Source organism: Sphingomonas segetis (genome assembly GCF_009720245.1).
Lineage (GTDB): Bacteria > Pseudomonadota > Alphaproteobacteria > Sphingomonadales > Sphingomonadaceae > Sphingomicrobium > Sphingomicrobium segetis.
In genome coordinates, this window is record NZ_WJSQ01000006.1 from 1 (window position 1) to 21,223 (window position 21,223).

Annotated in this window: 27 protein-coding genes and 1 tRNA gene; 19 read left to right on the forward strand and 9 right to left on the reverse strand. The window is 62.8% G+C overall.

Annotation, left to right across the window (positions count from 1 at the left end; all coding sequences use genetic code 11):
* Positions 1–135: 135 nt before the first annotated feature.
* A complete protein-coding gene (locus GH737_RS01310) occupies positions 136–444 on the forward strand; it encodes a hypothetical protein (RefSeq protein WP_230558560.1) in 309 nt (102 codons plus the stop codon).
* Between the two features lie 280 nt (positions 445–724).
* Here GH737_RS01310 and GH737_RS01315 read toward each other — a convergent pair whose 3' ends face one another.
* Both GH737_RS01315 and phaR read right to left on the reverse strand, forming a co-directional pair.
* Positions 725–1,186 carry a hypothetical protein gene (locus tag GH737_RS01315; RefSeq protein ID WP_155263059.1) on the reverse strand — a complete coding sequence of 154 codons (462 nt, stop codon included), beginning with the start codon at positions 1,184–1,186 and terminating at the stop codon, positions 725–727.
* A 5-nt stretch (positions 1,187–1,191) separates the two neighbouring features.
* Positions 1,192–1,710, reverse strand: a complete 519-nt coding sequence (gene phaR, locus GH737_RS01320) for a polyhydroxyalkanoate synthesis repressor PhaR (RefSeq protein ID WP_155263060.1) — start codon at positions 1,708–1,710, stop codon at positions 1,192–1,194.
* Positions 1,711–1,733: 23 nt separating this feature from the next.
* Here phaR and GH737_RS01325 point away from each other — a divergent pair, with 23 nt between their 5' ends.
* The 7 genes from GH737_RS01325 (at position 1,734) to GH737_RS01355 (ending at position 8,935) form a co-directional block, all read left to right on the forward strand.
* Positions 1,734–2,771 (forward strand): alpha/beta hydrolase, encoded by a 1,038-nt coding sequence (locus tag GH737_RS01325; RefSeq protein WP_230558561.1) that lies wholly within the window; start codon positions 1,734–1,736, stop codon positions 2,769–2,771.
* A 904-nt stretch (positions 2,772–3,675) separates the two neighbouring features.
* Entirely contained in the window at positions 3,676–3,903 is a 228-nt protein-coding gene (locus GH737_RS15070) for a hypothetical protein (protein WP_196232915.1), read from the forward strand.
* A gap of 19 nt (positions 3,904–3,922) precedes the next feature.
* Complete coding sequence (locus tag GH737_RS01335) at positions 3,923–4,156, forward strand: hypothetical protein (protein WP_155263062.1); 234 nt, start codon at positions 3,923–3,925, stop codon at positions 4,154–4,156.
* A gap of 154 nt (positions 4,157–4,310) precedes the next feature.
* Positions 4,311–4,469 carry a MerR family DNA-binding transcriptional regulator gene (locus tag GH737_RS16060; RefSeq protein ID WP_420853412.1) on the forward strand — a complete coding sequence of 53 codons (159 nt, stop codon included), beginning with the start codon at positions 4,311–4,313 and terminating at the stop codon, positions 4,467–4,469.
* Between the two features lie 48 nt (positions 4,470–4,517).
* Complete coding sequence (locus GH737_RS01345) at positions 4,518–5,873, forward strand: hypothetical protein (protein WP_155263064.1); 1,356 nt, start codon at positions 4,518–4,520, stop codon at positions 5,871–5,873.
* A 78-nt stretch (positions 5,874–5,951) separates the two neighbouring features.
* Positions 5,952–7,934, forward strand: a complete 1,983-nt coding sequence (locus tag GH737_RS01350) for a prohead protease/major capsid protein fusion protein (RefSeq protein WP_155263065.1) — start codon at positions 5,952–5,954, stop codon at positions 7,932–7,934.
* Positions 7,935–8,110: 176 nt separating this feature from the next.
* Positions 8,111–8,935, forward strand: coding sequence for a hypothetical protein (locus GH737_RS01355; protein WP_155263066.1), 825 nt, complete (start codon positions 8,111–8,113; stop codon positions 8,933–8,935).
* Here GH737_RS01355 and GH737_RS01360 read toward each other — a convergent pair.
* On the reverse strand, positions 8,932–9,183 hold the full coding sequence (locus tag GH737_RS01360; RefSeq protein WP_155263067.1) for a DUF2188 domain-containing protein: 252 nt from the start codon (positions 9,181–9,183) through the stop codon (positions 8,932–8,934). The two genes, GH737_RS01355 and GH737_RS01360, sit on opposite strands and share 4 nt — an antisense overlap.
* Positions 9,184–9,716: 533 nt before the next feature.
* Here GH737_RS01360 and GH737_RS01365 point away from each other — a divergent pair.
* Positions 9,717–10,739, forward strand: coding sequence for a hypothetical protein (locus tag GH737_RS01365; protein WP_155263068.1), 1,023 nt, complete (start codon positions 9,717–9,719; stop codon positions 10,737–10,739).
* Between the two features lie 15 nt (positions 10,740–10,754).
* Here GH737_RS01365 and GH737_RS01370 read toward each other — a convergent pair whose 3' ends face one another.
* Positions 10,755–11,360: a hypothetical protein gene (locus tag GH737_RS01370; protein ID WP_155263069.1), complete on the reverse strand. Its 606-nt coding sequence runs from the start codon at positions 11,358–11,360 to the stop codon at positions 10,755–10,757.
* Between the two features lie 97 nt (positions 11,361–11,457).
* Here GH737_RS01370 and GH737_RS16065 point away from each other — a divergent pair, with 97 nt between their 5' ends.
* From GH737_RS16065 to GH737_RS01390, 4 genes are all read left to right on the forward strand, one after another.
* Positions 11,458–11,742 (forward strand): helix-turn-helix transcriptional regulator, encoded by a 285-nt coding sequence (locus GH737_RS16065; protein ID WP_155263070.1) that lies wholly within the window; start codon positions 11,458–11,460, stop codon positions 11,740–11,742.
* A gap of 101 nt (positions 11,743–11,843) precedes the next feature.
* Positions 11,844–12,449, forward strand: a complete 606-nt coding sequence (locus GH737_RS01380; protein WP_196232916.1) for a hypothetical protein — start codon at positions 11,844–11,846, stop codon at positions 12,447–12,449.
* Between the two features lies 1 nt (position 12,450).
* Positions 12,451–12,618, forward strand: coding sequence for a hypothetical protein (locus tag GH737_RS01385; protein WP_155263072.1), 168 nt, complete (start codon positions 12,451–12,453; stop codon positions 12,616–12,618).
* A 6-nt stretch (positions 12,619–12,624) separates the two neighbouring features.
* The gene (locus tag GH737_RS01390) at positions 12,625–13,737 is read left to right on the forward strand and encodes a tyrosine-type recombinase/integrase (RefSeq protein WP_230558562.1); all 1,113 of its coding nucleotides are present in this window, start codon (positions 12,625–12,627) and stop codon (positions 13,735–13,737) included.
* A 10-nt stretch (positions 13,738–13,747) separates the two neighbouring features.
* Here the strand turns inward: GH737_RS01390 and GH737_RS01395 are convergent.
* Positions 13,748–13,824: transfer RNA gene (locus GH737_RS01395), tRNA-Arg, on the reverse strand.
* A 160-nt stretch (positions 13,825–13,984) separates the two neighbouring features.
* On the opposite strand from GH737_RS01395, the gene GH737_RS01400 reads away from it, so the two are divergent.
* The 5 genes from GH737_RS01400 to GH737_RS01420 all read left to right on the forward strand — a co-directional run bounded on the left by GH737_RS01400 (position 13,985) and on the right by GH737_RS01420 (position 17,252).
* Positions 13,985–14,167 (forward strand): hypothetical protein, encoded by a 183-nt coding sequence (locus tag GH737_RS01400; protein WP_155263073.1) that lies wholly within the window; start codon positions 13,985–13,987, stop codon positions 14,165–14,167.
* Between the two features lie 62 nt (positions 14,168–14,229).
* Entirely contained in the window at positions 14,230–15,015 is a 786-nt protein-coding gene (locus tag GH737_RS01405) for a nucleotidyltransferase (protein WP_155263074.1), read from the forward strand.
* Positions 15,002–15,739 (forward strand): metallophosphoesterase family protein, encoded by a 738-nt coding sequence (locus GH737_RS01410; RefSeq protein ID WP_155263075.1) that lies wholly within the window; start codon positions 15,002–15,004, stop codon positions 15,737–15,739. The genes GH737_RS01405 and GH737_RS01410 overlap by 14 nt, the downstream gene beginning before the upstream one ends.
* 160 nt (positions 15,740–15,899) lie before the next feature.
* Positions 15,900–16,607: a sulfite exporter TauE/SafE family protein gene (locus tag GH737_RS01415; protein ID WP_155263100.1), complete on the forward strand. Its 708-nt coding sequence runs from the start codon at positions 15,900–15,902 to the stop codon at positions 16,605–16,607.
* A 24-nt stretch (positions 16,608–16,631) separates the two neighbouring features.
* On the forward strand, positions 16,632–17,252 hold the full coding sequence (locus GH737_RS01420; RefSeq protein ID WP_155263076.1) for a TorF family putative porin: 621 nt from the start codon (positions 16,632–16,634) through the stop codon (positions 17,250–17,252).
* Positions 17,253–17,256: 4 nt separating this feature from the next.
* On the opposite strand, the gene GH737_RS01425 is transcribed toward GH737_RS01420, so the two are convergent.
* Both GH737_RS01425 and GH737_RS01430 read right to left on the reverse strand, forming a co-directional pair.
* Positions 17,257–18,306: an AI-2E family transporter gene (locus tag GH737_RS01425; RefSeq protein WP_155263077.1), complete on the reverse strand. Its 1,050-nt coding sequence runs from the start codon at positions 18,304–18,306 to the stop codon at positions 17,257–17,259.
* Positions 18,307–18,350: 44 nt separating this feature from the next.
* Complete coding sequence (locus GH737_RS01430; protein WP_155263078.1) at positions 18,351–18,587, reverse strand: hypothetical protein; 237 nt, start codon at positions 18,585–18,587, stop codon at positions 18,351–18,353.
* A 76-nt stretch (positions 18,588–18,663) separates the two neighbouring features.
* Between GH737_RS01430 and ygiD the strand changes: the two genes are divergently transcribed.
* A complete protein-coding gene (gene ygiD, locus GH737_RS01435; protein ID WP_155263079.1) occupies positions 18,664–19,512 on the forward strand; it encodes a 4,5-DOPA-extradiol-dioxygenase in 849 nt (282 codons plus the stop codon).
* An 11-nt stretch (positions 19,513–19,523) separates the two neighbouring features.
* On the opposite strand, the gene GH737_RS01440 is transcribed toward ygiD, so the two are convergent.
* Together GH737_RS01440 and GH737_RS01445 are read right to left on the reverse strand one after the other, a co-directional pair.
* A complete protein-coding gene (locus GH737_RS01440) occupies positions 19,524–19,964 on the reverse strand; it encodes a host attachment family protein (protein ID WP_155263080.1) in 441 nt (146 codons plus the stop codon).
* A 56-nt stretch (positions 19,965–20,020) separates the two neighbouring features.
* A complete protein-coding gene (locus tag GH737_RS01445) occupies positions 20,021–21,223 on the reverse strand; it encodes a dihydrolipoamide acetyltransferase family protein (RefSeq protein WP_155263081.1) in 1,203 nt (400 codons plus the stop codon).

Sequence of the window (21,223 nt, forward strand, 5' to 3'; positions counted from 1 at the left end):
CCCGTCGGCGAGCTGGACGCCGAGCTGCCGCCGCTCGTGGATGCCGTAGCGCTCCACTTCCCGGTCATCACGCGCTGGGCCGCTTCGGCAACGGCCTCGGCGATGATCGAGCCGAGCTTCGTCGCGCTCGCCGCCATGCTGCTTGCTGCACTGGATGCGGTGTCGGCGGCGTCGAGCCCGGCGTCGCGGATCTTCTTCCGCGCGGCGGGACTTGCGGCAATCGCAGCGGCAGCCGCCGTCAATCCGGCGGCGAGCATTTCCTTGCTCATCGCCGCCTTGGCCAGCTTGTCGACCGTGCTGCCGCTCGAGCCCGATCGCGACGAGGATGAGCCCGAACGCGATTTGTTGGAACTGGAACGGGATGAACTCTTACGTGCGGATTTCGCCATCTCTTCTCTCCCTGCGTCGCGGAAAAGACACTTCAAGGCCGTTCCGGTTCCCTAATGAAGTCGGAAGTCGACGTCGAGGGGCACAGATAATGTAAAGGGCACCGCCGCGTATCGCAGCGATGCCCTTCGACATGGTCAGCGGCCGGAGATGTGGCCGTTCGTCAGCGATCAGAGCGTGCGAACACCCCTTTCCGACCTCCCTGCTGAACCATGAGACATCGGATCACCTCCTTTCGCTGCGTTGAAGCCACGAACAAGATGTGTTTTTGCGGCGGCGAACACAAGACTTGTATTCGCGTGAATAATCGTCAGACTTCTTCGCTTCGTGCCGCGATTCAGACGCGGCAATCCTCGATCACCCGACCGACGTCCGCCCACGGCGGAACCACCAGCGCCGCAAGGCCGGAGGTGCTGAACCCGATCCTTCCGCGGCTGAAAGCCATCGCGTCGAGCAGCGGATCGAACGGCGCCAGCTCGGCGACGACGCGTGCCGCCGTCGCATCGTAGCTCGCCGGCAGGCTCTTCTTGAGCGAGCTCGTCCAGACCCAGATCGACGGCGCAGCCGCGCCCGGTTTGAGCAGCGCGACGCGGCGGTTCGAGCGCGTGCAGCGGATCGTCAGCTGCGGCTGCCCACTGGCGTTGGTGAAGGTCGCCTCGCTTCCATCGTTCGTCGCCGCATAAGTCCAGTTGCCGACGACCGGCGACGCATATTCGAGATTCGACGCGAGCGGGGAGCCGGCAACGTTGGGAGTCGAATCAGTGGTCAGCGCAAGCGCCGCAGCAATCGGAAAAAACATGGCGATCAGCGGCTCAGCTTGTCGACTTTGGCCTGCAGCGCGGCAAGCTCGGCCTTCAATTGCTCGACTTCGCTGCCGCTCGGCTTCGGCTCCGGTTTGGCCTTGGCGGCGAAGGCCTGAGCCGCGTCGCCGAACAGCGCCATGTTCCTCTTGGCCATGTCGGCGAACATGTTGGTGCCGAACGCGTCCTTGACCGCGCTCTGGTTGCGCTGGAACGCGTCCATCGCGGCTTCGAGATATGACGGAACGAAATTTTGCATCGAATTCCCATAGAGGCCGATCAGCTGCTTGAGGAAGTTAATCGGCAGCATGGTTGCGCCGCGTGCTTCCTCATCCACGATGATCTGAGTGAGAACCTGCCGGGTGATGTCGTCGCCGGTCTTGGCGTCGAGCACTTCGAACTCGCGGCCTTCGCGTACCATATGGGCCAGGCGGTCGAGCGTGATGTAGGTCGAGCTCTCAGTGTCGTAGAGCCGCCGGTTGGCGTATTTCTTGATCGTCACCTTGCCGGTGGACTTCGCCATCACTCACTCCCACACTCCTGGGGATGCCCCTACTACCGGAGCATAGTGCGCCGCAACACGAACGCGTCACCCAAAGAGCGCCACGCCCGCTGCCTCTGTTCCTCGAGCTGGTGCGCGAGGTGTCGGAACGCGATCCCGAGCTGGCGCGCGCGGCTCTAGCGGGGCTGCGCGCATACGAGCAGGCGCCGAGGCGCGAGCGGCCCCGTCCCAAGACCGAGATTGCGCGGATCGGCGGCGCCGCGTTGCGCGACCATGGCGGCAGCGGGCCGCCGGCGCTCATCGTCCCGTCGCTGATCAACCCGCCGCGAATCCTCGACCTCGACGAGCAGGTGTCGCTGACCGCCGCGATCGCACGCATGGGCCGCCGAGCGCTGCTGCTGGATTGGGGCAGGGCCAGCGAGCGCGCCAACCTTTCGGTTGCGCGACACATCGAGGAGCTGTTGCTGCCTTTGCTGCGCAGCATCGGCGAGCCGGTCGCCCTGATCGGCTATTGCCTCGGCGGCACGATGGCGATCGCCGCCGCCAACCGTGTCGACGTCGACCGGGTCGCGACAATCGCCGCGCCTTGGCGCTTCGCCAACTATCCCGACAGCTCACGCCGCGCGCTCGCCGACATGTGGCGCCATTCCGAAGCCGCAGCGAGGCAGCTCGGCGCGCTTCCCATGGAAGTGCTGCAGGCGGCTTTCTGGTCCCTCGATCCGAATCGCACCGTCCGCAAGTTCGCCGAGTTCGGCCGCCTCGACCCCGCGAGCGCGGACGCTCGCCGCTTCGTCGAGCTCGAGGAATGGGCCAACGAGGGCGAGCCCCTGCCCTACCCCGCCGCGAGGGAGCTGATCGAGGATCTGTTCGGGAGGGACCTGCCGGGTTCGGGCGAATGGATCGCGAGCGACAAGCTCGCCGTCCGCGCGCTTCATCTCACCGCCGACCACGACCGCATTGCCCCGGCCGCCACAGTCGCAGCAGGCGACCGAATCGCCATCCCCTCCGGTCACGTCGGAATGATCGTCGGGTCCGCCCGCGAGCGGTTGCACGCTGCGCTCGCCGCATTTCTTTCCGGCTGATGCTGCTGGCGCACCCGACAGGGGAAGCACAGTCTAACTCATTCAACGACTTAGGTTGGCAAACCGACCCGAAGCACAAGCAAAAGCGCTCTCGGGACCGAAGCCGAATGGCTAACCATTCCAGGCTGCTGCAGTGACCCGTTGGCCGATCGCCGCGCAGCTGATCACGCCCTGGCTATCGGCCAGCTGTGTAACCGGCGCGAACCTGTGGGAGCATGCCGGCGCCCTGTATGACAGCTGGCGACGATACGCCCGTGCGCGAGGCGCCGAACCTGGTTCGCCAGCTGAGTTCGCAGATCAAATGGAGCAGCGCGGCTTTGCGGTCGACCGCGTGCCGCCGGTTTCGCGCGGCCGCATTCGCTGGGGCCTGAGGCTCCGATGATCAGCGGCTGTCGCCCCCGCACCCCCGCCTGCAGACAGAAACGAAGGCCAATGAGGGTCAATCCTTCCGCTTTGGAAGGGTGCCGGAAGGGTCTGCGGAAGGGTGCCGGGGGCGGAAAACTGCGGTTTCGGAAGGGTCGGAAGGGTTGCCGAGAAAGTCCGCGCATATGTGCGCAGGTGCATGGGTGCGCATGCGCATAAGCAATTTACCCTTCCAACCCTTCCACCCTTCCAAATTGAAGATTGAGAGAACTTAGAAATGATTGAAGGTCAAAGGTTTAGCGCGAAGAAAGGTCGGGCAGCAGACGGCTGCTCCACCCTTCCGCCATCCTTCCGGGGCGAAGTGCAACCCTTCCACGCGGCGCATCGCCGACTGCGTGGCCCAGTGCCTTCGCACTTCGAAGCGTTCTATCGTTCGCACCTTCGCTTCCTGCTTGGCGCGCGGCTCAGATCATCAGACGTCAGCAGGTTTTACGCGGCGTGGGCTGCAGCTGCCGGCGCCCCATCGCTTAGCTTTCGCGAAGTGAAGCGCGCGATGGGAAACATCGGCCATCGTTCGAAGAGTTCGAACGGCGTCCAGTATTGCGACGTCGCTTTGGCGGCCGACTGCGACGACCTGGCCGACAACTTCCCGGCCATCCCGCTTCCTTCCGAAGCGCACGCGGCTGCGATCGCAGATCGCCTGGACGCGATGATCACTGAACTGAGCAACATTCGCGCTGAAGTCGTCAGCACGCCTCACTCACATTGACCACCGGGAGGGCTAAACCATGATCACTGAGCAAGACTTCCAAGTTCCTGCAGGCGTTGCCGAGCGCCTGAAGATGACTGCCATCTGCCACACTCACCATACGGGCTTGGCGGCGATCGCGCTCATTCGCGCTGCGGCCGACATTCTGTGCAACGACCTGGGCGCCGAACAGACCTGCGAAATCATCCGGCAGGTGACGACTGAAGCACTCGCGCTGCACGGGCCGGTCAATGCGCCAGTGGGGCATGCATGACGGGTCGCGGGTCCTTTTCGGGCGCCACCCCTATTGCGGTGCGGCGAGGCGCGGAATCGCAGCGTTCAGACCTGTTCCATCATTTTGAACTTATTGAACTAATTGGGTTCAAGCGGGGGTTGGTGTGCAACAGTCAGTGAACGACGCCGATCGAATGCGCTCGGAAAAGGAAGCGGCTCGCCTTTGGGGCGTTTCCCCGCGCACCTTGCGCGCCTGGCGCAAGGCTGGTCTGATCGAATGGACGCGCACGCCTACCGGGCGCGTGCGCTACACACTCGATCAAATAGTCGCTGGTCCCTTGAAGCCGCGTTAGGCTCCGTCCCAAATCAGAATTTGCGATCGCCGGAGGCGCACGGTCCCAATGACAAAATCCGAGCTGCTGGGCCAAATCTGTGCAGAGTTCGAACGGGCTCAAACGAGCGATCCTGTGCCGTGGACACCGACGCCCGGAAGAATCAGTTTTCCTCCCCAGTTGCCCGTCGGGAACGGGATGCACCTCGACGCGACTAACGAACTGCTAGCTGCCGTGAAGTCGTATGGGGATTTGGTTCATCAAGACTCTGTGCTTCTTCGGTCGTCGTTTTCGACGAAGGAATTCTCGAGCATGGTCCGCCTAGCCTTCGGGCGCACCCTGGAGTCGCTCGGCACCCAAACGCCCGATCCCGATCAATTGGGCCGGGCCGTCGATCAGGCCTTGGAGACAGAGATAGGGGCTAGGACGAAGGACGTTGTTCTTCTCCTTGGCTGTTGGCTCTTTGAAGATGATGACGATGCCTACCCCGTGAACGTCGGGCCGGTCACCTTTCATACGCGCATCGGTTGGCTCGACGAACAAGCCACTGCGGGAGAACTGTCCTCAATCACGGCGCGACGGCTTCGCAGACAGTGGTCGGGAGAGAAGGTCGCGAGGCGAAAACGCGGTTTCGACCAGGATAAAGAATCCGGCATTGCAGATGCCGTCGATCGCTGTCCTGTCGTCTGCGCGGTGCGTACCCACGGCCTTTCGATCGATCTAACCGAGCAAAAGGGCCTGTTGGCCGCCCGACTGGCAATGACAGCCCTGGCACTGCCCTGGGCTGATCCACAAGTGGCCCTCGAACACATGAATTTGATTTACGATGGGGGACCGCGAAATCGACACTACGCGATCGCGTATGAAGGCGGCTTCGGAAGCGGGTCGTCCTGGGTGAATTTGCCCAGGGGTCAATCTTCTATTCAGTCGTTGGCGGAAGTACTCACGGTTTACCGACCAACTTTCGAAGTGGTCGGTGAAGCCCTCGAAGCTTATGTGAATCCACACGCCCCCGTGCGGCGACCAAAGGTTTCAAACGCATTGTTCTTGAGCTTGTGGTGGTTCCACCAGGGCTGTCGCGAGGCTTCGGACCAAATGGCGGTCACAGCCTTCGCAGCGAGCTTAGACGCACTAGCAGCGGGCGGCCACGCGGGCGGCATCAAGAGACTGATCAAGGCTCGTTTGGGCCTAGAAGGGAGTGACGCTCTCATGACAGACGGCCGTACTACCAGCGCCGTCATCAACGGCGTCTATGACAGCGGACGCAGCCGGTTCATCCACGGAAGCAGCAATGATTATGCAGAGGACTGGGGCGGTCGGCGCGGAACTGCGCGGGCAGTTGCGCGACTGCTGCTGCTTCAGGTGACCCACTGGCTGCAGACTCATCCCGAAGTCGTGGACATGAAAGAGCTACAAGTGGCGTGAGATGGAAGCGTGCTTAGGAGAATGACGCCTTCTGCCGCTTTCTGACGCTTAACGGTAGTCGACCGCTTCCACAGCTTCATGTCCACTGCAGGCATGAATTTCATCCGCTCAGCAGCTGCAGCAGCTTCGTCCGAGCTAGAACGGCGCCAGCCAATGGCCGGCGCAAGCGGCAAGCGCTTCGCTGGCTTCTCACCGAACAGCTACGACGCCGACAACCGTAGTGTCGAAGCTATCCTGTCAGTCGGCGCCGCCGTTCAGCGTCTCTTCTATGTCGAAGAACTGGCGATCACTGGCGAGGCGATCGACCTAACGCGCGCTGCTGCTGGCCTGGTGCCGCTCCTGGACGCACACAACCGGTTCGAAACGGACGCCGTACTGGGCACAGTGTCAAACGTCCGCGTTGCTGACGGCCGGCTGCTCGCCACCCTCACGTTTGGCGAAACCGACCGGGCGCAGCAGGTCGAGGGCATGGTCGCCCGTGGCGAGATTCGCGGAATTTCGATCGGCTATAACATCACCGCCTGGGAAAAGCGGTCAGGCGCTAGTCCCGACGACTTGGAAACCTGGCTCGCGACAAAATGGGAACTGCTCGAAGTGAGCCTGGTCCCGGTCCCCGCGGACGTCCTCACCGGCATTCGGTCTGCCGACTGCCAATTCCCCGAATTTTCAGAAGAGGAACAAGACATGTTCATTCGCAACGCGCCTAGCGGCGCAGCGGCCGCCGCGCCGGCACAGCCGCAGGCGGCCGCTTCCCGCTTCAATTCGACCCAGGCGATCGACTTTATCCGCATGGCTCGTGACTTCGGCGTCGAAACGGCTGCGGAGGAACTGGTTCGGCGCAATGAAAGCGGTGAAATCGGCACCGAAGCGGCGCGCGAGGCTCTGTTGCGCGCCGCGGCCGAGCGCCAGCGTGCTGACGTTTCCGGCCTCCACGGCTCGGGCATAGTCACCGAGCGGGGCGCACAGACATTCGACAATCCTGCCTTCCACGCTCGCGCCGTCGAAGATGCGCTTTATTCCCGCCTGAGCGGCAAGGCGCCGAACGATGCCGCGCGCGAATTCCGCGGTCTTTCGATGGTCGCTCTGGCATCGGAAATGCTTGTGCGATCGGGGACACGCGACGTTCACCGCATGACTCCAGACCAGGTGCTGACCGCGGCAGCCTGGAATTCCGGTACGCGATCGCTCGGGGGCCTTCATACGACGTCGGATTTCCCCGAACTTCTGACCGCCGCCGGCAACCGCTACCTGCTGGACCAGTTCGGCGCAGCCTCAACGGTCATCAAGACCGTCAGTCGGGAGCGCAGCGCAAACGATTTCCGGGATATCAGCGGCCTGCAGCTTTCGGCCTTCGGCACGTTGCCCGAAGTCGTCGAAGCCGGCGAAATCAAACACGGCACGTTTCAGTCGCGAGCAGAAACCTACAAGGTGAAGACCTTCGCGAAGATCTTCGGGCTATCGCGCCAGGCGATCATCAACGACGACCTGGACGCGTTCGGCCGATCGGCAACGATCATGGCCCGCGCGGCTGCCGAAACCGAAGCCCAGCTGTTCGCCGAACTGATCAACGACAACCCGGTCATGGCCGATTCGGTGGCACTCTTCCACGCTACGCACGGAAACCTAGCGGGTGCGGGCGCGGGGCCGGACGTCACGACGCTCGACGCGGGGCGGCTCGCGATGCGCAGCCAGAAAGACCTGGACGGCACGACCCCGCTCGCGGCGGCCCCCCGCTACATCCTCGCCAGCCCGAAGCGCGAAACGGCCATCGAACAGCTGCTAGTCGCAACGGTGGCACCCACCACCGCGGACGACACGAACCCGTTCAACGGCAAGCTGGCCCCGTTGATCGACCCGCGGCTTGATGCGGACCCCTGGTACTTGTTCGCCGACCCGGCCATGGTTCCGGTCCTCGAGCACGCATATCTGCGAGGCAAGAGCGGACCGACCGTCGAAATGAAGGACGGTTGGAACGTTCTGGGCCAAGAATTCCGAGTCTACATGGACTTTGGCGCAGGCGTCGTCGACCATCGCGGCGCCTTCAAGAATCCGGGCGCGTAACCCCTTCAAGGGGCGGGTTGATCGGCGGGGAGGGCCGCCCCTGGCGCTGCGTCCGGCAGCACAGCGCCCTCTTCCCCTCCCCGCCACTTTGCCCAGTGGGGTATCTCGCACATGGACGCAGTCACACTCACCTAGGTTCGATGAACCTACTTCCACCAGAATCTGTCCTTAGATGCATGCCGAGCGCGCTTCCGTTGAAGGTTCGGCGCCTCTTTGGCGCAACCGCTTACGCCATCGACGGCGCAGAATTTTCGTTCGATCGACTAACCAGAACTGCGGCGGCATATGCAGCGCCGGCCGGAGGCGAGAAGCCATCTGTTGCAGCGTGGTCGCCCGAAATGCGGCTGAGCGTCGTTACTGACGCCTGGGCATTCATCGATCACGTGAATCGACTGCGTAAGCTGTTGCAGCGTTTCGATTACGATGGCGCGACGCCCGCGCGCGTCCAGCAGTTTCTGGACGCGACGGAGCCGGCGCGTCAAATTCGCAATCGACTGCAGCACCTGGACGAAGACATCTACACCGGCGCATTCAGCGAAGAAGGTCACCCCGTCCTGGGCACGGTCACTTGGATTGATGCTCGCGATCACCCGCTGCAGAGGCGATATGCTGTCGCGTCCGGGCCGAGCATAGACGCCGGCAAGATGATCGAATTCGAAGTGAATGAGCTTCCAGCCGGCGCCATTGGCCACTTCCAGCTGATGGCATCAGATAAACGCGTCGATCTTGATGGCCTGCTGGACGAATTGAGAGATTTCGTGCCCGCTTTTGAGCAGATGACCGAGCGGTCGATTGGGGAGAGCATTAGGACCGCAGCCACCGAACGTTCGATCGAGCCAGAAGCTCTGTGTGGCAGCGGCATTACTGATATGACGATGCTTGCGACCTTTGTGCCGACTGGACCGGGCGCCTTCACGCTCCAGGATGACGGCATGCATGGCGTGGTTGAGGTCCCGCCTCACGCGTACCGACTTCCTGAGAAAGAGAGCGTCCCGACTTAGCCGGGGGATGACTTCGGGTCCTTCGAACCAGGAAACGTCCGCTCCTCCTGGATTTTGCCGTCTTCCTTATGGATGCGGACGGACCCGCCGCCTGGTCCCACAGCCTTTCCAAGTACGCCGCCCGCAGTAGCTTCGGACTTCGTGTCGAAGCGGGCTTTCGCACGATCGGCACCATGCTCCTTTAGCACCCACTGGTCGCGCTTCTCGTCTTTCGTCAGGTCAAACCGCGGCAGCTTGCCTTTGGCCATTTCGACACTCTCCTTAATGCTGAAATGCGATACGCAGCAGCTTGCCGTATGTTCCCTGATTGTTCTACGTAAGCGCTCGCGCCAATGTCGACTAAGCATGTTCGAACAACAGGTGATTTGATACGCTTCGGATGCGCCCTGAAGATCGAATGCACGCACTGCCAGTCCGCGCGAACGCTCAGTGCCAATGCCGCGGTGAAGGGCTTGGGGTTAATAGACCTTCGAGGCGCCGGCCGCCGATTCCGGTGCATTCGCTGCGGAATGAAGGCGGCGAAGCTGGTCGTCCTCCCGCCAGTCTAGATGCGGCCGTTGAAATGTAGGATTTTGCCGTCCAATCAGACGTCGCGTGTCGAATCGCGAAGGGAGACGGGTGCCGCTCGGTGCACCCGTCGACCGGCACGAAGGCGCTGAAGTGAGGCTAGCTTCGTTGTTTCTTGTTGGACTGCTGGCGGTCCTATGCGCCGCGCCTGGCGTGGCCGCGATCATCCTGTGGGCCGAACTACAGCTGCTCGGCGGTCATCGGGTCTGACCGAATGTCTGACGACCAAGAGCGACCTGAGCCAACGCTGCCGCCGAACTCAATAGTTCAGTTGCGCGACTGGCATAACGAAAGCGAAGACGAAGCGCGCGAATTTGGCCAGTTCCTCATGGCGACCACCCACGAATGGTCGCGTTACCTCGATCTGTCACGACTGTCGAAAGTGATACTCGCTTACGATTATCACGCCGCGCTCGCTTTAGCGCGAGGTGACGACCAGGTCGCTGACGTCGCCACCGTAAATGAATTCGGCCAAAGCGCCGCAATGTCGATAGTCGTCAGGGAGGGCGACGAGTTGAAGAGCGTAGTCGTCGTCTCGACGCCTCTCATAAAGGCGATGTTTGATGAAGAGGACTCGACCCTTCGCCGCTCGTCATTGCAAAGTTATGTGCACGAACTGGTCCACGTCGACGACCACGCCTTCCTAGATCGCACGTTCCCAGGCGGCGCGGCCGCAGCGACGCCGGCAGATGATCTACATGGGGCACTGTTGGCCATAGTCATGCCCGCGCGATCTGAATACGAAGCCACTCGCCGGACGGCGCTCATTGAGCCGTCGACGGGCCTGCAATTCCTCGACATGCTCAGTGCCGTGCTTGCAGACCTTTGGACCGAGGTCCGCCGGGAACGACGGAAATACAACGAACGGGAGATTTCGCTAGAGGAGTTCTGGCCCTGGCTGCAGGAGCGCTGCCGCTTCGTATTCCAGTCGCTCGGTTACGCCCTCGGGCACGCTGATGGCGTGCTTAACGAAGAAGAGGCGTCGGGCGACCTGAAAGCAGTCTATCTTAGGCGTCTCGAGGATATAGCTTCCACGGATTTCGGATGGCTCATTGATGCCACCCGCGCCGCCGTTATGCCGATTTATCGACAAGAGGCATGGACGGGGCTGGCCATATTCGACGACCTGGTCGAAGTCGGTCGAAGGTTGCTCGGCGAGTTCGGTGTTCAGCTTCTGCCGCAGGCGAACGGGTTTTGGGTTGATGTACCTTGGACCTGGGACCCAGCCTTGAACTAGGCGGCGCCCGGCCGCTCACGCGGTCGGTGCAATCCACTTCTTCATCTGCTCGCGCTGCCACGCCTTTAGTGCTTCGGCTGAGGGGATTTCCCCACTCCGTATGGCAAGAAACGGCTTGCGGAGCGGATGGTGGTCTACCCAGTCTCTGGACTTCGTCTGACCAGCATTGAAAAACCGCTGAAAATCTGCCGGGCAGAACTTTCGAATGAAAAATTCGACGTCGGAAAAGTGCTCCATCGCAAGGTTGCACTCATAAGTCAGGAGTTCGATGCCCTCTTCGGAGCGAAGCCCATCACTGCGATCTTCCAAAAAGTGGTGAGCAAAATGATTGCGCAGATCGGTCGCTACTTTGAGAGCGGCCACAAACTGGGGGTCGGCGCCGAAGCCTGTGAAAACGGCTTTGAATTTGCTCGCTGTCCCGCCGAACGTAAGCTTTGAGATTCGGGCGGCTACCCTCTCTCTCATCGGTTCATCGTCCGCATATCGGACCCGCGTCGCATCCCAAAGTGCAGTGCGCATGGCAAGTTCAAGACCCGCCGCGGCGCCCATCGCGTGGCCGTACGCATCCCAAAGCGACTTTTGATTCGGAATATCGCTTTCGTCCTCAGCGCCGCCTTCCATTTGACGCGGACTCCTGCTTTGTGCCCTACTCGCAGCGGGACGACCCAGCGCGCGAACGCTGAGCCGCCCCTGACCACAGCACCCGTTGGAGGATGCAATGGCTTCAACGACTGTAGCGACAGCTGCAAAATCCGCACCAGGTTTGAACGTCATCGCGCTGAGACCGGACAATCGCATTCGCGAAATGCGGCAACTGGCCGGTTTGACGCTCGAACAGCTGTCCGATCTTACTGGCATTCGGCCGCAGCTGCTCCATCGCCTCGAAAATGAGCGCGACTGCCCGAAGCTGAAATTCGATCGCGTGCGCTTAATCGCAAGGGCGTTGGGGTGCAGGTTCGTCGACCTAGTTGCCCACGAGGACCTTTGCCCTGTCGCTAGATAAAAGGCGTATCGGGCCTTCATGGGCGGAGGAAACTAAACCCTCTTGCATCATGTGAAGCGTAATGTCATACGCTTCACATGATGCAAACGACTCTAACCTTTGTGAGCAAGCCGGAATTTGCTCTTGGCGAACTGCCACACCTGATCGGAGCTGATCCGAGAAGAATTACCGTCTGGATGCAACGGCAGGGCGAAGACCTGCACGTTCCGATCGGTCTGCGAATAAGCGAGCGCAAGCGTCGCTTCACGGGTTTGGAGGTGCTGCACTTCGGGGCCCTCTTGAGGTTGCTCCCTCCAACCATGGATGGAGTGAAGCAGTCGGGAACTGGCCTTAGCATCGCGGCGCTGCTGGCCGAACGTGCTGTCGATCAGCTTGCGCACAGTGAAGAGTTGGGGGCGCCCATTTCCGTTGAGCGTCTTCACAGGATTCACGAAGTGGGACTCTTCGTGCGCTCAGCCATCGGGCGCGAACTTCAGCCCGGTCAGCTGCGCACCGTCGATGTAATTCCAGAACTGGAGTCGATTCCCCGCACCTACGCGGCTGGCTTGAAACTACTCGAACGCGGCCAAGCGCCGGCGCCCTACCGATTTGTTCCCATAGGAGCGCTCCTCATTTCGATCATCCAAGCTTTGACTGAACGGCAGCGCGATTCGAGAGAGGCGGAAGTGTTCCGTCACTTCATTCAAAGCCTACGCGACGGTCACTGAAATGCCGCGGCGCCCCTCGCTCTTTCGACAGGTCGACATCGAACGGGCCATTAAGGCCGCGAAGGCTACCGGCGCGACCGAGGTCCGCATTGAACTGGAACCGTGCGGCAAACTGGTGCTGGTAACCGGTCCGGCGGCCCGCGCGCCATCGGGCAACAGCTTCGACTAAGGAGGAATGATCATGCCGCGGAAGCGCTGGTTGCCTCAGTGGGTGTCTGAATTTCGCGATCGGCACGGCAAGCCCCGTTATCGATTCCGGCGCCAGGGATTCGCCCAATATCTCTTCAAGAACGCGCCTGGCACAGAGGGTTTTCGCCAGGAGTATGAAGGATGCAAGCAAGGGCTTGTAGCCGAACCCATCATGGCCGGCGCCGAGCGAACGAAACCGGGCAGCTTCGACGACTTGGTAAGTCGCTATTATCGATCGCCTGATTTCCTGGACCCTGGCGATCGCACGCGCGAAGTCTATCGCGGCGTCATTGATCGCTGGCGCGAAACCGTCGGGAAGAATGGTCGAAGGTTCGGCGATTCGATGGTGAGCGACCTGGAGTCGCGCCACGTTGAAGCCATGATGGCGGCAATGCTGCCGCACCGGACGGCCGCCAATATGCTTCGCAAGCGCCTAAGCGCACTGATGAACTTCGCGATTAGGCAGGGAATAGCGTCGTCAAATCCCGTGCTCGCCACGCGGCCCTATAAGGTGGAAACAGACGGGTTCCATACCTGGACAGAAGACGAAATCGCACAATATCAGAAGCGTCACGGCGTCGGCACAAAGGCGCGGCTCGCCTTCGACCTAATGCTGTGGACCGGTCAGCGGGGCGGCGATGCACGCGTCATGGGGCCGCAGCACATTCGCGGGAAGCGCCTGACGGTCACCCAGGAGAAAACTGGGGCCGTCGTGTCGCTGCCGATTCTGGCGCCGCTCGCCGAATCCATCATGGCGACGCGCTCCGGTGCGATGGTCTTCCTGCTTAGCGATCAAGGCCGCCCGTTCAGTCGCAAAGGTTTCGGCAACAAGTTTCGTCAGTGGTGCGATGAAGCCGGGCTGCGGCATTGCTCTGCGCACGGCCTTCGCAAAGCTGCCGCCCGTCGCTTTGCTGAAGCCGGCTGCAGTAACCAGCAGATCAAATCGTGGACCGGCCATGTGACGGACAGCGAAGTCGCGAGATACACGGCCGCGGCCGACCAGGCGATGCTGTCGGACGCCGCGGCGGACCTTCTGATGGCTAACCTTCGCAACAGGTTAGCCAATCAAAACGACAACCAGCTGGAAAGTAACGGCTAAATGGCAAAGGTGGCGCACCCGACAGGATTCGAACCTGTGGCCTCTGCCTTCGGAGGGCAGCGCTCTATCCAGCTGAGCTACGGGTGCTTAGGCGAGCGGACTTAGCGACGCCGCCGCCGCGCGACAAGCGGGAGCTTGGCATTGACCTAAGTGATTCATGGCGCTCGCTAAATGCGCCAAATTGTGGATAACTTGCGGTTAGCGACTCGTGCGGGGCGAGCGCGCTTCAGGTGTCGGGGCGGGGGCCGTGACAACCGATTTGAGCTATTATCGGCGGCGCGCGTCGGAAGAGCGCACAGCCGCGCTCAATTCGCGCGACCCGCGTGTGCGCCGGGTGCACGCCCAAATGGCCGAGCGCTACGAAGAGCGCGTCCGCGGCATGACCGCGCATCACGAGCAACTCTTCGTGCCGATGACCGAGAACGCCTGAAGGACGTCCGGGCAGAGCTTGCCCAACGGAACCCCCCTCCCCGCCTCCCGTTGAGGCGGCGCATGGACCAGCAGGTGACAGACCGGCCGACGGGATCCCTCATCCAGCCGCCGCCCGCGGCCGAAGCCTTTTATTCGGAAGTGCTGCGGCTGATGGCCAAATCCGACATCCCGTTCCTCGTTTCGGGGACTTATGCGCTGGCGAGCTACACCGGGATCGACCGCCCGACGAAAGACGTCGACGTGTTCGCCAAGGCCGGCGACGCGCTGAAGATGCTGGCCTTCTTCAAGGAGCACGAGTTCGACGTCGAGATGGTCGACGACCGCTGGCTCGCGCGGGTCACGCGCGGGAAGCTGTTCGTCGACATCATTTACAACATGCCGACGGTGACCACGCACGTCACCGACGAGTGGTTCGAAGGCGCGCCCGAGACCGAGCTGTTCGGCGCGAACGTGCGCCTGGTTCCGCCGACCCAGTTCATCTGGTCGAAGATCTTCGTCCAGGACCATCACCGCTATGACGGCGCCGACGTCGCGCACATGATTCTGAAGCGCCACAAGGAGATCAACTGGGAGCAGCTCCTCTCGCACATGGAGCTCTACTGGGAAGTTCTCCTGATCGCGCTTCTCAACTTCCGTTTCATCTACCCGAGCGAGCGCGAAGTCGTGCCCAAGTGGCTGATGGACGAGCTGCTCGAGCGGCTCAAGGACCAGGCCGACGTGAAAGGACCCGGCAAGCGAGTCTGCCGCGGACGCATCTTTTCCCCGCGTGATTATTCGATTGACGTCGATCAATGGGGATTCTCCGAAGCCGTCGGCAATCTTGAAGAGCAATATGGCAGCGACTGACGGACCCAGCGGCAAGCTCCGGGTAGCGGCGATCGGCGATCTCCACGTGATGGAGGATAGCGTCACACCCTACCGCGAGATGTTCGCCGAGATCGCCAACGCGGCCGACGTGCTGGTACTGTGCGGCGATCTTACGAATTTCGGCAAGACCTCCGAGGCGGAGATCCTCGCAGAGGATATCCGCGCCTGCTCCATCCCTGTGCTCGGCGTGCTCGGCAACCACGATTACGAATGCGGACAGCCGGAGCAGGTCTGCTCGATCCTGCAAGAGGCGGGGATGACCGTCCTCGACGAGCAGGCTGTCGAGATCGAAGGCGTGGGGTTCGCCGGCGTGAAGGGCTTCCTCGGCGGGTTCGGACGCGGCGAGCTTGCGCCGTTCGGCGAGCCGATCGTCAAGGCCTTCGTCGACGAGGTGCTGAGCGAGGCGCGCAAGCTCGAGAACCAGCTGCGCACCTTGCGCACCGAACGCAGCGTCGCCGTGCTCCATTATTCGCCGATCATCGGCACGATCGAAGGCGAGCCGCCCGAGATTTTCCAGTACCTTGGTTCGCAACGCCTGTGCGAGCCGATCGACCGCTTCGATCATGTGCAAGCCGTCGTCCACGGCCACGCCCATCACGGCACGTACGAAGGCCGTACGCCGATGGGCAAGCCGGTCTACAATGTCGCGCAGTTCGTCCTGAGGCCTTTGTTCGGCAAGGCGTACACGGTCCTCGAAATCTAGCGTTGGCGTACGCTGATCCGACATTTGCCAGCGCCGAATGGATTTACGATCATATTGTCTAGTAAGTGACTAGAGATTAGGGCTGCGCGAAATCGATCACGGGGGAATCGACGTGGGCGCATTCCATTTTCTCGATCTGCTGCCGTTCATTGCCGCGGGGATGGCCGCACAAATCGTCGATGGCGCGCTCGGCATGGCGTTCGGCGTGATCTCCAACACGCTGCTGATCAGCCTCGGGGTCGCGCCGGCCGCCGCGTCGGCGGGCGTCCACACGGTCGAGACCTTCACCACCTGCGTGTCCGGGCTCAGCCATATCGCCCACCGCAACGTCGACTGGAAGCTGCTCGCCCGCCTCGCTGTTCCCGGCATCGTGGGCGCCGCCATCGGCGCCTACGTGCTGACCCAGATCGACGGAGCAACGGCCAAGCCGTTCGTCCTCGCTTACCTCGCTGCGATCGGCCTGTTTCTCACCTGGCGCGGTGTGCGTTACCCGCCGCACCACAAGCCGGCGCGGATCGTCGAGCCGCTCGGCCTAGTCGGCGGGTTCCTCGATGCTGCCGGCGGCGGCGGATGGGGTCCCGTCGTCACCGGCAACCTGCTCGCCCAGGGCGCCGAGCCGCGCCGCACGATCGGCACCGTCAATAGCGCCGAGTTCCTGGTGACGCTCACCTCGACGATCACCTTCGTGGTCGCGCTCGGCTGGGCGGCGTTCACCGCCGCGACGCTCGGTCTCCTCATCGGCGGAATTATCGCCGCGCCGCTCGGTGCATGGCTGGTGAAGCGCATCTCGCCCAGGCCGCTGCTGGTGATGGTCGGTATCCTGCTCACGCTGACCAGCGCCTACGGGATCTACCGGGCAGTCGCCTGACACCCGGCTGAACCGGAGAAAGCCATGCTCTTCCTGCTCTTCCTCGACCCGGGCGTCGAGATGGTCGTCTCCAGTCGCGGGATGTCGAAGGGCATTGAGCAAACGAAAGGGCCGCAGGTCATCCCCAAGGCCTATGTGCAGATTGGCGACGTTCAGCTCGGCGGCCAGTGGAAGAACGTAACCTCGACCAGTGCAGAAGGCGAGTCGGCAGCCTTCGTCAACGCCAGCCGCAAGTTTGGCCCCAACTCCCTGGCGATCGGTGCGGCGTACAAGTTTCAGACAAACGCGAGGCACGGCACGGATTCGGACTCATTCGAATTTTCCGCCGCGCTCAGTCGCAAGGTCGGCAGGCTCTCGCTCAAGCTCGGTGCGGTCTACAGCCCCGACGACCTCGGCGGCACGAAGCAGTCGCTCTACGTCGAGGGCGGCCCATCGTTCGACCTCACGAAAACTCTCAGGCTGTCCGCGAATCTCGGCCGCCGCACGCGCGAGAACAACGTCGACTATACGGCGATGAACTTCGGTGCGGCCAAAACCATTGCCGACGGTTTCGCGATCGATCTGCGCTACTACCGGACAAACCGCGGCAACCTCGACGGAATCTATCGCAGCCGCGCGGTTGTCGCGGGCCGCTGGACATTCTGAGAGTCTATTTGTCCTCGCCGGGGATCGGCGTCGGCGTGTCGAGCGTCTCGATGACGTAGAGCCGCTTCACCAGCACGTAGGTGACGACGGTCAGCGGCGCGGCGAAGAGGATGCCGATGAGTCCGAACAGCACCGCGAAGGCGAGCAGCGAGAAAAGCAGGACGACGGCGGGCACATCCACCGCATATTGCTGGATGATCGGCTGGATCAGATAAGCTTCGGAATGCTGGACGAAAACGTACATCAGCGTCGTCCACAGCGCGAGCTCGGGGCTCTGCACCAGCGCGATCAAGATGCCGGGCACCGCCGCAAGGATCGGTCCGGCAAACGGGATGAACTCGAAAAATCCTGCGAGTATTCCGAGCACCAGCCACGACTGAACGCCGAGCAGCCACAGGCCCGTGGCGGTCATCGCGCCGATCACGATCATGGCGATGAGCTGGCCCTTGAGCCACAGGCGCAGCGCGCGCTCGGATTCGTCCATCGCCTCGGCGATGAGGGCGCGCTTGGCCGGCGGCACCAGCTTGATCGCGCCGGTGCGGTAAAAGCCCGGCTCGGCGGCGAGGAAGATGCCGCCGAAGAGGACGATCAGGAAATTGGCGAGGCCGTTGCTTGCGGTCGAGAGCCAGGTGCCGAAGCGCGATACGAGCGTGCCGCCGCTGTTGTGGAGCTGCGAGAACCACGCCTGGAACGGGTGCGCGAGCCCGAAGCTGCCGAGCCACTGGTCGACCCGCGCGAGCGCTCTCGGCAGCGTCTGCGTCAACGCGTCGGTCTGCGCCGCAATTTGCCGCCCGAGCAGCCAACCGACTCCGACGAAAACGGCGACGATGAGGAGTACGGAAGTCAACATCGCCACCTGACCCGGAAGCCGCAGATGTTTTGAAAGGGGGTCGGCGATCGCGCGGAAGATGGTCCCCATGACTACGGCACCGAACAGCAGGACGATTACGGTGCGCAGCTGCCACATGAGCAGCGCGAGCGCGGCCAGGCCAATGACGATCAGCGCTCGGCGGACGAATTTCGCCTCGGCGTCCGGTTGCTTGCTGCTTGCCACGGCGCAACTAGCGCTTGCGCGGCCGAAGCGTTCCGGAACGGCTGCTAGGCCGGTTCGCGCTCCTGCATGGCGCGCTCTGTCTTCGACGCGGCCATTTCGGTCTTCAGGACGATCTTCTCGCGCCGGAAGACGTGCTCCGGCGCGTCGCTGATATTGATGCCGTCGTCGTGAGCGTCGGCCGATCGCCGAGTCAGCAGGAATGCAGCCGCTCCGGCCGCCGCGATTCCGGCGCCGATCGGGGCCCACTGGGTGCCTTTGCCAAGAGTGCCGTTATCCGCCATGGCTCGCCTCCGTTGGGTGGTAGATGAACCGTCGAGACAAGGGCGCGTTCCTGCCCTTGCGAAGGAGAGCGGGCCGATGAGTCGACTGCCGGCACTGTTCATCGGACACGGCAGCCCGATGAACACCCTTGAGGTCAACGGGTTCACGACCTCGTGGCGCTCGCTCGGGCAGAAACTGCCCAGGCCGCGAGCGCTGCTGGTGGTCTCAGCCCACTGGTTCTTCGGAGCGACGGCGGTCACGGCGATGCCGCAGCCGCGCACGATCCACGATTTCTACGGCTTCCCGCCCGAACTGTTTGCGTTCGACTATCCGGCCCCCGGCGACCCTGAACTCGCTGCCGAAGTCGTCGACACGCTGGCGCCGGTCTGGTGCGGGCTCGACGGCGACCAGTGGGGCCTCGACCACGGCACGTGGAGCGTGCTCGCCCACGTCTATCCGCAAGCGGACATTCCGGTCGTCCAGCTGTCGATCAATGCGCTCAAGCCGCTCGATTACCATGTCGATCTGGGGCGGCGGCTCGCACCCTTGCGCGAGCGCGGAGTGATGATCCTCGGCAGCGGCAATGTCGTGCATAATCTTCGACGCGTGCAGTGGGACAATCCGGATGGCGCGTTCGACTGGGCCGAGCGGTTCGACGAAGCCGTGGCCGAGCAACTCGCGAGCGACCCCGGCGACATCCTCAAAGTGACGGCGCATCCCGACTACGAGCTCGCCGTGCCGACTCCCGATCACTTTATTCCATTGCTCTATATCGCCGGTCTGGCGGCGGAATCGGGCGAGCCGGTGGAGCCGCTCATCCGCGGCTACGCGATGGGCTCGCTGTCGATGAGCTGCTTCGACGTCGGATCAGGCCTTGCCTGCCGCGAAGAGCAAGGCGCGGCGACGATCCCCGAGCATGTGCCGCCGGAGCAAACGAATATCTAGTCCGGTGCTTCTCAGCTGGCGCGGATGATCCGCTCGATCTCGCTCACCGGCACATTGGTGACATTCTTTGGCACCTCTCCGGCCAGGCGTCGCTCCAGCTCGCCGTGATAATATTTGCGCAGCTCACCCAGGGTGCGAGGCGGCGCAACGATGATCAGCGATTCGAATTCGTTGCCGAGCGCGCGCCGATTGAGCATCTCGGCCGTCGCCATGGCGAAGCGGTCCTCTCCGATCTGACGGGAATCGGCCTCGTCGTAGGCGCTCCGGCCGGGACCGACGCTCGAGAACGACCGACCCGGCACATCGCGCCGCAGCTCGCTGTTGGCGAGGCTTTCCTGTTCGTCCTGCTCGACGAGAATCAGGTGCGGAAAGTCACTGTCGCCCTGGTTGCGGAACAGCAGCATTTTCTCACCGTCGGCGACCGCGACAAATGCATCGTGTGGAATTTCCATTGCCCACTCCTCGTCCGTTTGAATGAACGCCGGGCAGAAGACATGGTTGCTGCGAGTCAGTCTTGCGGCCAGCTCTCCAGAATCTCGACGAATCGGCTAAGCCATGCATTGGTTTGATGGCCGTCGATCACGCGGTGGTCGATGGTGAGCGTCACATAGGCCATCGGCCGCACGAGGATCGCGTCCTGGCCGCCGATCTCGCGCACCACGACCCGCTTCTGAAGCTTGCCGATGCCGAGGATCGCAGCCTGCCCCTGATGGAGGATGATCGGCGCCGCGAGGAGCGAGCCGGAAACCCCATGGTTGGAGATGGTGAAGCTTCCGCCCGACACTTCGGAGCGCTCGAGCTTTCCGTCGCGGGCGCTGCGGGTGAGATCGCCCAGTTTGGCTCCGATCTGCTCGAGGCTGAGCTTGCCTGCGTCCTTGACGACGGGGACCACGAGCCCCTTCTCGCCGAGCGCGGTCCCGACGCCGATGTCGACTGTCGGCGAGATGGCGATGCGGTCCTTCTCCCACCGGCCGTTGATCGACGGCGCGGCAGACATCGCTTCGGCGGCTGCTTTGACGATGTAGGCGGTGTAGCTCAGCTTCACGCCGCGTTCGGCCATGGCTGCTTTGTGCGCGGCGATTGCGGAGAAGTCCGCTTCGAACACCGCGGTGACATGCGGCTGCTCGGCGACGGCGCGCGCCATGTTCTCGGCGATCGTCAGGCGCATGCGGTCGTGCGGGATATCCTGCGCGCTGAACTGGCGAGGTTGCACGGTGGCGGGCTCGCCGATGCCAACGACCGTGGCGGCGGCGATCGCGCGGTCGACGTCTTCGCGGGTTACGCGGCCGTTTCGGCCGGTTCCTGCGATGCGCGCGGGGTCAATGCCGTGCTGGAGGCAGGCCCGTCGGACGGAGGGGGAGAGGCGGGACTCGTTACCGTTCCCCGGCGAAGGCCGGGGCCCAGGAGCGGTACCGGCCGCTGCATCTTCCGAATTCAATGAAGGCTTCGCCTCCTGGGTTCCGGCGTTCGCCGGGGTGCCTTTTGTCTCGATCCGCGCCAGCAGCGCGCCGGGCACCGCTTCGGCATCGGTGTCGAGCACAATCTCCGCCAGCACCCCCGCAGCGGGTGCGGGCACTTCCTGCGTCACCTTGTCGGTCTCGAGCTCGACCAGCGGATCGTTCTCGGCCACCGCGTCACCTACCGCTTTCAGCCAGGCACGCACCACCGCTTTCGTACCCTCCTGCTCGTCGGGAACTCGAACTTCGATCAC